The organism is Fretibacterium fastidiosum (genome assembly GCF_000210715.1).
Classification (GTDB): Bacteria; Synergistota; Synergistia; order Synergistales; family Aminobacteriaceae; genus Fretibacterium; species Fretibacterium fastidiosum.
In genome coordinates this window covers 1462445-1466979 of record NC_021038.1, presented here as the reverse complement: position 1 = coordinate 1466979, position 4535 = coordinate 1462445, and the positions used below count along the sequence as shown (strand labels likewise).

Genomic DNA, 4535 nt, shown 5'->3' with positions numbered 1-4535 from the left:
TTCGTTGTCCAACAAAGTCCGTATGTGGGTCAGTATGTGGCAGGCCCGACAAAAAGTCAAGAAACTGCCCAACGCTTCCTCTCTTTGAGAGGGGCGCGGCGCACTCCGTACAGGACGTCCGTTCCAAACGACTTCCGCCGACGCAACCGTTGGATTTTCCCGTTGAAATAGCGTAAAATTAAAAATAAGGAAGCGCTGATTAATCTTAAAGAGTTGTTGAAAGCAATCAAGGTTCATCAAAAGTAAGGGTCTCCTTCAGCGCTTCCTTAAAGTCCCCACGCGCTTCGCGCGGCCTGATAAAGTTTCAGGTACTGAAGGGAGCTCATGCGGTTGACAGTTCTCAACGAACTTAATCAGGGTTTTCATAAATCACGTCGCCACCTTCCCCCATCGGGAACGAAATATCCCGAACCCGCCACGGCGACCGGAGGCCGCTTTCCGGACCTTCCCCGCGGCTTACAGACCTTTTGACGTAAGGAGTAGATTCCTCATGCTCTCAATGAAAGGACTTTTTCGCGTTCCAGAGGTTTTTCCATGGGGTGCAAAGCGATTCGGGGCGCTCGTGTCGGTCCTCGCCCTCAGCCTGACGCACCCTGGCCTCCCGGCGGAGGCGGCACAGCCAGGCATCCTCATGGCGGGGGAACCGCACGTGGGCACGGAGGTCGTCCTCACGGCAGACCCCGCCTCCGTCCCTCCCGACGCCGTCATCGAATGGGCCATTAGCGGCGACGTCAAGCCCGTCCTGCTGCGCGCGGGGGGGCGCGAGTGCGCCTTCACCCCCGTCAACACCCTTCCCATCAAGGTAACGGCCATCGTCCACGACCATAGCGGAGCTTCCCTGGGCGACGCCGAGACGACGGTGACGCCAAAGGAGTACGACGTCGAGATCGTCGTCGTCTCGCGCGACCTCGTCACGCTGTGGGACGCCACGGAAAAGACGAGCGTGTCCGAGGACGCGCTCATGACGAATCGCCCCATAAGGCTTCGAGCTCAGTTCGTCCCCGCCTTCAGCGGGGAGGCCTCCTTCTCCTGGATCGCCGATCCCTCCACCGCCATCCTGAGTGCAGACGGGGGATCGGACCTCGTCATCTTCCGCAGCGAGGCGGGGGACAGCGAGGTCGCCGTCAGCGCATTCAACCGGGCTGGAGTCTTCCTGGGGAGCGGCAGCAGTACGATCGGCGTCACCCTGCCCAGCGCGGTCCTGCAGGAGTCGGAGGTCGCCCGTCGGGCCTGGGAGACCTGGGAGCGCGCCGAAGAGGCCTGGGACGCGAAGGACTACGCGAAAGCCATGAGGCTGGGAGCCGAGGCCCAGGCGGCAGCCCCAAGGGACCAGGACATCGCAAAGGGCTTCAGGGCGATGGCCACCAAGCACTCGCGCTTCCTGCGCGCGCTGGACTTTCGCGACAAGGCGGCGGATCAGATCGCAAAGGGATTTCATGACGACGGGCTGAAGAGCCTTCGCCTGGCTCAGGTCGTGTGGCCCACCGAGGAGGGGGAGGCCCTCATCCGGAAGGAGGAGGAGGAGATCGACGAGCTCCGCGTCAAGCGGCAGCGGGCGGAGTGGCTGCGCGACACCGCCTCCGCCTACGACCAGGAGAGGCTTTTTGAGGACGCGATCGCCTATTACGAGAGGTCCGCCGCCGTCCTCTCCTCGGACGCCATTCAGGAGAGGACGGCGCGCATCCGCCAGCGCCTCGAGCTCATGGCCGACGCGAACCGCTATGCGAGCGAGGGCAGCGCGATGGAGCGCGACGACGACATCGAGGGGGCCATCGCCCACTACTCCGCAAGCATCGTGAGCAACCCGGACGCCGCGTTGAAACAGCACATCGATGAGTTGCGCGTCGTTCTGGAGCGCCGAAAGAGGCAGGCCGCGGCCCTCTATCAGGAGGGACAGGCTCTGGCCAGGAAGGGCAACGCAAAGGAAGCCCTCATCCGATACCTCGAGAGCCGAAGGGTGTGGGACACGGAGGCGGCGCAGAAGCGCATCGACGAGCTGGAGAGGGTCGTGAGCGTCGACTCCGAGCCGCGCGGCCCGGAGGACTTCGGCATCGGCACGAGGGCGGATGCCGCGCGGCTTGCGCGCTTCGCGGACGCCCTGTACCTCAACCGACGCCTCGAGGAGGCCGCCCCTCTCTACCGCAAGAGCCTGGCGATCTTCCCCAACGAAGAACTGAAGGCGTGGGTCGAGCGCGTCGAGGCCATCCTGCACGACCGCCGCGCCCTTCAGGCGGCCAACGCGAAGGTGCGCGAGGGCAACGCCTTCCTCAACGCCGGCAAGACCGCCGAGGCCATGGCGTGCTATCGGGAGGCCCTTGCCATCCACCCCAACGCGGAGGTCGAGGCGTTCCTGGCGCGCAGCGGGGAGCACCCCACGCAGGAGGGCCCCGCCCCCGCCTCGGCGGGCAGGAGAAAATAGGGGACTGTCCCGGCATCTTTGGGACGCCCAAGGCGGACTGCGGCCTGCACGAAGAACGAATAGGAGTGTTTTCTTTGTTGACGATAGGCTTTTGCAACCTGAAGGGCGGGGTGGGCAAGACCACCGCGTGCCAGAACCTGGCCGTCGCCCTCGCCCGAATGGGCAAGAAGGTCGCGGTGGTGGACATGGACCCCCAAAGCAACTTGAGCACGAGCTTTGGCGTCACCGTCGCTCCCAACACCCCGCAGGTTTTCGACCTGCTCACGGGAAACGCATCCTGGGACGACATCAGGACGGTGCATGAAGGGGTGGACGTCATCCCCAGCTCCCTGGACCTCATCATGGCGGAGCTGAACCCGGAGGGCCCCTTCGGTCGCGACACGCTGCTGAGGGAATCCATGGCCGCCCTCCCCCCCAGCCGCTACGATTACGTCCTGCTGGACAGCCCGCCGCAACTCGGCGTGTTCACCCGCAACGTGCTGACCGCGGCCGACCGCCTCCTCGTCCCCATGGACGGGGGGTTCTACAGCCTGGCGGGCCTGAGGCTCCTGAACGAGGCCATCCCCCTGTTCAACGAGCGCTTGAACCCTGCCCTCACGCTCCTGGGGATCCTCATGACCCGCCACAACCCAAAGATCTTCATCGCCCGCGAGGTCGAGCGGGAGGTGGCGAACTTCTTCGGCGGCCTGCTCTTCAAGAGCTACATACGCCAAAACGTCAGCCTGATCGAGGCATCGAGCCTGGGGCTTTCCATCTTCTCCTACGCGCCCGGCTCCACGGGCGCCAGGGACTACAAGGCGGCCACCGAGGAGTTCCTCGATCGGTGCGAGGGAGCCGCTGTGGCACCGGAAACGCCCGCCGCAGCTCCGTTGCCCCGCCCCTCGCAGGGCGCAGACCACAAGGGGGAAAACTAGATGTCCAGGAAAAAGAGGCCTGACCTGAAGGACTATCTGCGCACCGGGGTCATTCGCGTCTTTGACTCCGCCGAGGAAGAGCGGGAGCCGGGGCCTGTGGAGGCCGCCAAGCGGAAGGAGGCCGGAGAGGCGGCGCAGTCCGCCGCGCCTGCTCAGCCCGTGAAATCGTCCGTCGCCCCGGAGGAGGGTATAGCCCTCCAGGCAGAGGCTCCAGGGCCGAAGCCGGAAGTCCCCAGGGGCGTCGCTCCGGAGGAGGTGCTGGCCCTCCTGTCCGAGAGGGATCGGCCCATGTGGGAGACGATGCTGCAAGCCGCCACCGAGATCATTTGCCATCCCTTCGACGCGGAGGCGGCGCGGGCGGACTTCGCGGAGGCGGACCCAAGCCGCTTCACCTACTACCTGCTCCCCTCCGAGGGCGCGGCGCTTTCCCCCGTCCGTTCGGCCGGCCAGCTCACGGACGACACCAGGGCCGTCTTAAAGTGGGACGAGAACGGAGCGGCAACCCTCTGGCTCCGCGCGTAAGGCAAGCGAAAGGCCGGCGCTTTTAAGCGCCGGCCTCGTCTTCGCGAGTCTGAACGACGGTTTTTACCCGGTTCAGTCGGGAAGAGGGCTGTTCCTGAAGATCTCGTACCCGGCGTCAAAGGCCGCCACGTTGAGGTCCGCGATCTTGGGCACCGGGAAGTGCGCCTGAATGACCTTGCGCAGGGAGTCGGGCGAGGCGATCTTTTCGAGCTCCAGCACCCGCCCCACGCAGCCCAGGGCCACCATGTTCGTGACGATCTCGCGCCCCAGCTTTTCGCGGGCCGTCTTGATGATCGGCAGGGAGTAGACGCGAGCGTCGATGCCCCCGTGGGCCTCCACGCTGCCGGCCCCGCTCTCCAGGTTCATTCCGGGGATGTCCGTGACGAAGAAGTCGTCGTACACGATGCGCCCGCCCGGCATGGTGTCGGGGGCGAACTCGTCCGCAGCCGCCTGGGTTAGGATGATCTGCAGGCTTGGGGCGATGACCTTGGGGTAGTCGATCGGCTTCGAGGAGATGACGACCTCCGCCTTGGACTTCCCTCCCCTGGCCTCCGGTCCGTAGGCCTGGGACTGCACCACGTAGAGCTCCGGCTCGTGGTAGGTGATCGCCTGCCCGATCAGCTCCGTCGCCAGGATGACGCCCTGCCCACCGGAGCCGGCGATACGAATCTCATATCTCT

5 protein-coding genes are annotated in these 4535 nt (G+C 65.1%); 3 read left to right on the top strand and 2 right to left on the bottom strand.

The window, feature by feature from the left end; translation table 11 throughout:
• Window positions 1–240: hypothetical protein (locus SY1_RS06770; RefSeq protein WP_208873183.1), on the bottom strand; the 240-nt coding region annotated here is incomplete at its 3' end.
• A 259-nt stretch (window positions 241–499) separates the two neighbouring features.
• Here SY1_RS06770 and SY1_RS06765 point away from each other — a divergent pair.
• The 3 genes from SY1_RS06765 (at window position 500) to SY1_RS06755 (ending at window position 3855) form a co-directional block, all read left to right on the top strand.
• A complete protein-coding gene (locus SY1_RS06765; protein WP_208873182.1) occupies window positions 500–2419 on the top strand; it encodes a tetratricopeptide repeat protein in 1920 nt (639 codons plus the stop codon).
• A 74-nt stretch (window positions 2420–2493) separates the two neighbouring features.
• The gene (locus SY1_RS06760; RefSeq protein WP_208873181.1) at window positions 2494–3333 is read left to right on the top strand and encodes a ParA family protein; all 840 of its coding nucleotides are present in this window, start codon (window positions 2494–2496) and stop codon (window positions 3331–3333) included.
• Window positions 3334–3855: a hypothetical protein gene (locus SY1_RS06755; RefSeq protein ID WP_015556581.1), complete on the top strand. Its 522-nt coding sequence runs from the start codon at window positions 3334–3336 to the stop codon at window positions 3853–3855.
• A 72-nt stretch (window positions 3856–3927) separates the two neighbouring features.
• Here the strand turns inward: SY1_RS06755 and SY1_RS06750 are convergent.
• On the bottom strand, window positions 3928–4535 hold a 608-nt coding region (locus SY1_RS06750; RefSeq protein ID WP_208873180.1), incomplete at its 5' end, for a 2-oxoacid:acceptor oxidoreductase family protein.